This is a genomic window from Empedobacter sp. UBA2044 (genome assembly GCF_002333005.1).
GTDB lineage: Bacteria > Bacteroidota > Bacteroidia > Flavobacteriales > Weeksellaceae > Empedobacter > Empedobacter falsenii_B.
Genome location: NZ_DDBA01000010.1, coordinates 1 through 5,755 on the forward strand (window position 1 = coordinate 1; position 5,755 = coordinate 5,755).

The following is a 5,755-nucleotide window of genomic DNA, read 5'->3' on the forward strand; positions in this document are numbered from 1 at the left end:
TCATAGAAATCAGAATGACAAAATTTGTTGTTAAAAGTGACAACGAATTTGAATTAGAAAAAGGATTTTGAAAAACTATATTCATTCATTTTTTATTCATGAGTTATTAATTGTTTCAAATGAATATCTATAATTAAAATAGATTAAGCTATGAATAAAAAAGTGATAGAAAGATACTGCATTTAGAATGCTCAGGGAACGATTTCTTGGTGGCTGAGGTTTTCGAAGTCACATTTTACGATCTTTTCCTTTCGAGTGTTTACTCTTTTCCCTTCGAGTGCCTCATGGAACGGGTTTTCTTGGTGGCTGAGGTTCTTGAAGTCATACTTGCTCTAATTATTAGAACTAAACAATTTATTAAATCTAGTGTTCAATGTTTCAATATACGCTTGTTTAGTATCCTTATTTAAGAAACTAATCTCCACAAAATCGATCCATTTTAGTTTAATTTTGATGAATCTTTTGTAAATAGATTCTACTGATTTATTAGGTATTTTTAATGTTTTCGCTAACTGATTGAAATCTTCTATTTTTAATCTATTTTTTTTACCATTAATTGTTAATGCAGATTCTTCCTTATCATTGGGAATTAATAACAGTGTATTCAATAAATCGTAAGCTGGAGATAATTCGTATTCATTGAAATCATTTTCGATTAATGAATAGTTTTTAAGATGCATATCAGCATTTGCAGTCAAGTAATTAAATAAAACAATTTCAAATAATTTTTGAGCTTCAAATCCACTATTTTTAGTTAGTTGATAGATTAATTTTCCGATTTTTTCTATTGATCCTCGATATTTATGTTCCGTTAAATTTTCAGTCAATTGACAAAAGTCTTCAACAGCAATTTTATCTTGATTTTTTCGATCAAATCGCTTTGTTAAATAAGCCAATTCACCTGATTTAAGCCGAATAAGTGTGTGTGTTGCTGTTTTTATTTTTACCAATTCCGCTAAATGCATGGTTAAGTCTTCATTTTCGGGTAAGTCGATATATTCTTTTGAAGCAGGTTTTAAAATATAATTTCCTTCAAGATCCACAATTGTAAATCTCGATTGTTTATTTATATCGCTTATAAGATTTAAAGATAATTTTGGTTGCACACCTGTAACTGTCACACTTTTTACAATTAACTCTTTTGCTAATTCTTCTAATTGTTTGCTGTCAAAATCAATTGAAGGAGGATTTATTGAACCAAATATTTTTTTAGAACATTTAGAATGAAAATCAATTTCATTTTCTGCTAATTCTTTGTAACAACTAAGGCATTTTTTCATAATTCTTCATTATTTGAAATGATAGAAACAGCTCCAATACAATCTTTGCAAAGGGTTAATAATAAACCAAAACGATCTTTAGAATTTAATTTCCAATTTTTTACTGCAATATTCAAAAGCCAACCTTCTGGTATTAATCCATCAAAAAAAGGAAATAAAATTTTACTTTCATACGAATCTTGTTGTTTTGGAAGCGTTAAACTAATTGGTTTCGATTCCAAATTATTCAAATATTCTTGATCGTATTTAAAAATATAACCATTTTCATTTTCAGAAATTGTTCCTGCAAATAGATTTTTATAATAGACTAAACCTTTTCTCATTGCTCAATTTTATCAATTACACCAACTTCAGAACCAAATAAAGCTAAAACTTGATTAACTTTATCTAATCTTACAGAAGGTTTTCCTTGTTCTAGTTCACGAATAAATCTTAAACCAACTCCAGCTCTCTCAGCCAATTCAGGTTGTGTAAGTTTTAATCTTTTTCTTTTTTGTTTGATAAATTCTGCAATTGATTGATTCATACTTATACCCTTTGAGGTATAAATATAGTCATAATTTTTGTTTTATACCCAATAAGGTATAAAATTTATATAAACGTAAGTATTATACCTTTTAGGGTACGATTATTTCTTGGTGGCTGAGGTTCTCGAAGTCACACTTTTACGATATTTTCCTTTTTAGAACTCAGGGAACGATCTTTTGGTGGCTGAATTTTTTGAAGATAAAATTCTATTCTCGATACAATTTTTCTTCATTATTATTTCGAAAAATCACTCGAACTGACGAATTTTAATTAAGACGTATAACAAATGGATATAAACTAAATTTTAACCATACTGAAAACCTTTTCTTCTTGATAGTTTGATCTTTTCCCTTCGAGAGCCTAGGAACAGGTTTTTCTTGGTGGCTGAGGTTCACGAAGCCACATTTTTACGATCTATTCCCGTCGCATGTTTGATTTTTTCCTTCTAAAACCTCAGTGACCGTACTAAAAGCGAATTTGAATATTGGAAAAGAATGACGAAAACGGTATTAAAACACACACGTTAAGAAAATGTTTGAATGAAACTTAAAAAGGTATTAGCCCGTAGGGTTTTTAAAATCTTTAGAGAAATGAGAACATATTTAGTAGAGAGTTTTACAGCCAAGTCTTTTTTCGTTAGTTTTTTTGACTATTCCCCGAAGGGCATCTGAATACCTATAATTAAAATAGATAAGCTATGAATAAAAAAATGAAAGTAATAGATTTCTCGATACCTCAAATTAACAACGAGTTGAGGTTCTGAACATAATTACGTGAATAAGAGAATAATTAGTAGTTCTTTATTTATTACTTTTTGCTTGATCAAAAAGTAATCAAAAAATCAAGACTGCGATTTTCGACGTTCAATTACCATTTTACGCACTAAAAAGATTAAATGATTCGCTATCGCTCACTAATCTTTTTTACGCTTGTTTCAATGGATTGAAGCTCGTCTGCAAATCGTAAGTCGACTCTAAAATCCGTTGATAAAAGTGATAACGAATCTGAATTAGAAAAAAGGATTAGAAAAATCCGACGATTTAGAATCGAAATGCAATTCAACTCTAAATTATTGGAATAAAAAAGTTGGAGTGTCTGAGTGAAGCGAGTTGCCAACTTTATGGAGATAATTTAGTTAGTTGAATTACCTGAGCCATTCCATGGCTCCTCCTCTTAATTTCAAATGTTTTTTGGATGAGCTTACCCGAAGGGCATATAAATACCGATAATTAAAATAGAAAAGTAATGAATAAAAAATGAAAAAAAGAAATAAGTATTACCTGAGCCATACCATGGCTCCTCCTTTTAATTTCAAATGTTTTTTTTGATGAACTTTCCCGAAGGGCATATGAATACCGATAATTAAAATAGATAAGCTATGAATAAAAAAGTGATAGAAAGATTATTCTCGTTTTTCAAAACTACCTTCATTCATTTTTACCTTGACGCAAAAACGAACCAAAAACGTCAAGTCTGTGCCTACAAATCGGTCAATAACGGCTACTCACTAAATGCTTTAAATCATTCACATATAAAATGAGAACAGTAAATCATTTTTAACGCTCACTACGCCGAATTGACACTCGACTCTTCAGCAATGACGGTTTTTTAATTCCTTATTAAAAGTAAATTTAAAACTTGAATATTGAAAAAGAAATTAAAAATCCGACGATTTAGTATCGAAATGACGAATTTTAGTTAAATTGTTCAGAATTACGAGCAAAGGATCTAAAGTGTGTTCGAAAGAAAAAATAATAAATTTATAAACCAAACACTCTCTTAATTTTTAGAAAGAGGTGTCCAAATCATTTTGACAACGTACAGATTTTCATAAAACAAATGGAAAGCGAAATATTTCAATACATTGATATTTGGTACAACAGAAAAAGAAGACACAGCTCATTGAATTACAAAACAATTGAAGAATTTAATAACTTAAATAATGTTTACAAAAATGTAGCTTAAATTTTACTGTACTTTTTATTTGCATAACCAGCTATCAAAATTTGCTTACATAAAACTGCAAATCTTCTATTAATATAAAAATCTTCAATAGCAAAAACCCTTATCAATATAAATTAACTGAGTCTTTCTTTGAAGATATTCAAAATCCTCTTGAACGAATTGTATTTAGTATCACGCTATTTTTAATTAAAACATTAAAAACTCAGATTCAATTTTATCAATCACTTTTTCAGTAATATTTTGTTTTTGACATAGGATTCTGAATTGATTAGTCGATTGTACGACTTCATCAATAATTCCGTTAGCATCTTTAATCGTGAATAAATCAGCTATTTTCAGTAAATCAGTTCGATTAATTTCAGTTCGTTTTCCATTAATAGACATCGCTCTTGAAATTCGAAGATAGTTTTTTAAAGCATCTAACGGATAGGTTAAATCATAGGCAGGAGCTAAATTCCAACGGTCTTTTTCTGTATCATAAATGAATGAGAAATTCTTTAAATGGTCATCAATATTAAAAAAAACAAGATTAAAAGCCATTCGTTTAAATAATTGCTGAATATTTTTGTGCGAAAGTTTCAAATCAAAGGCTAGTTTAAAAAGATTTTCATAAGACGAATTTTCAGGCTTTTTGAAATCCCACCCTGTCATTCCTGAAGCTGTCAAAATATGCTGTTTTTGTCCATTTTGACGATCAAATCGTAATGTTGCAAAATGTTTATCTTCAATTAATTTAGAAGGCATCATTTCAATTCCAATGGAAGTTGCAATTTGATAATAAATATATTCGATTTTTTCTTTTGAATAGCCTTGATCTTCGTCGATCGAAAGCTTGATTAAATAATGATTATATTCTTCAGAAGTTTCTAAATCACCAGGAATTAAATGTCCTGTAGATTTATTTTCCGAAACCAAAATTTTAGGTAGTGCACCGCCAGCTGAAGTTCCAATCTTGAAAATATTCAGTAAAGCAATATCACTTAATCCTTTTTCTTCGGTGGAAGTTTTTAAATCCAATACTTTTTTAACTACTTCTGTAATTTCATCGACATTAATTGTTTGATTGGATCTAATTTCTTTTGCAGGTGAAAATTCTATCTCTCCCATACCTCTTTTTCCTACGTAAGTAAGCTGTTCTAAAGGAGTGATTGAACTTATGTCTTTTTGAGTCGCTTCAAGCCATTCCTTAAAAACAATGTTTCCAAAAAAATCAGGTAAAGAATCAGCAATCATAGGAGGTAAACCTCGAAACGTTTCTCCCTCAAACTCAGAAAATACTTGTACATTAGGTGTTCTACGAATGACGTAAGGAAATATTTTTTTATAGATGTTATTCTCCAAAAAATCAGGATTATATTGGAATGAAGATTTCCTTTGGTTTTCGTCATAACCAATTTTACCAATTTCAATTCCATGAAAATTGATTGAAATGATTTGATTCTTTGCCATAATTAATACATGGATTGATTATTATCTAAATTTTCAATTTTATCTGAAACGAATTGATTGATTGATTTCATTTCGTCAAAATACTGTAATACTTTCAAAAGAGTTTCGATTGTAGGATTCTCTCCATTTTCAAGTTTAGCAATTGTTAAACGAGAAAGCGCTAATTCATCAGCTAATTCTTGTTGTGTTAAGTGTTCTGCTTTTCGCATTTTCTTACACCATTCACCAATTGAATTTTTTACATCTTTTATTGTTGTGAAATCTAACATAAATGTATATTATAATAATCAAATGTACGAATTTTAGACAAAATATATAATAATGTATACATTTTGTTTGTATTAAACCTGTCGTACTTCATGACTTCGTAGACTTTAAATATAATTATTTTAGTTTAGATTTAAGTATTTCATAAGGTGTTTTTCCTTTAAATGAACCATGTGGTCTTTTGAAATTATAAAAGTTTTCCCATTCTTCTAATTTCTTATTTAAATCCACATCATCTGTGTAATTTAAAAGTTGATAAAACTCTT

General features: G+C 28.9%; 5 protein-coding genes and 1 pseudogene. 1 reads left to right on the forward strand and 5 read right to left on the reverse strand.

Annotated elements, in window-relative coordinates; translation table 11 throughout:
* Positions 1–332: 332 nt before the first annotated feature.
* From B4E59_RS01135 to B4E59_RS01145, 3 genes are read right to left on the reverse strand one after another with little or no spacing between them, the layout of a single operon-like run.
* On the reverse strand, positions 333–1,280 hold the full coding sequence (locus tag B4E59_RS01135) for a HipA domain-containing protein (RefSeq protein WP_291050824.1): 948 nt from the start codon (positions 1,278–1,280) through the stop codon (positions 333–335).
* Positions 1,277–1,603, reverse strand: coding sequence for a HipA N-terminal domain-containing protein (locus B4E59_RS01140; protein ID WP_219035292.1), 327 nt, complete (start codon positions 1,601–1,603; stop codon positions 1,277–1,279). Before B4E59_RS01140 ends, B4E59_RS01135 begins: the two co-directional genes overlap by 4 nt.
* Positions 1,600–1,806, reverse strand: a complete 207-nt coding sequence (locus tag B4E59_RS01145) for a helix-turn-helix transcriptional regulator (protein WP_114999434.1) — start codon at positions 1,804–1,806, stop codon at positions 1,600–1,602. The genes B4E59_RS01140 and B4E59_RS01145 overlap by 4 nt, the downstream gene beginning before the upstream one ends.
* A gap of 1,835 nt (positions 1,807–3,641) precedes the next feature.
* Here B4E59_RS01145 and B4E59_RS01150 point away from each other — a divergent pair.
* Positions 3,642–3,773, forward strand: a pseudogene (locus B4E59_RS01150) (IS3 family transposase); the annotation flags it as partial.
* 186 nt (positions 3,774–3,959) lie between these two features.
* Here B4E59_RS01150 and B4E59_RS01155 read toward each other — a convergent pair.
* On the reverse strand, positions 3,960–5,222 hold the full coding sequence (locus B4E59_RS01155) for a type II toxin-antitoxin system HipA family toxin (protein WP_291050828.1): 1,263 nt from the start codon (positions 5,220–5,222) through the stop codon (positions 3,960–3,962).
* Between the two features lie 2 nt (positions 5,223–5,224).
* A complete protein-coding gene (gene relB, locus B4E59_RS01160) occupies positions 5,225–5,491 on the reverse strand; it encodes a type II toxin-antitoxin system RelB family anti-toxin (protein WP_114999438.1) in 267 nt (88 codons plus the stop codon).
* Positions 5,492–5,755: the final 264 nt, after the last annotated feature.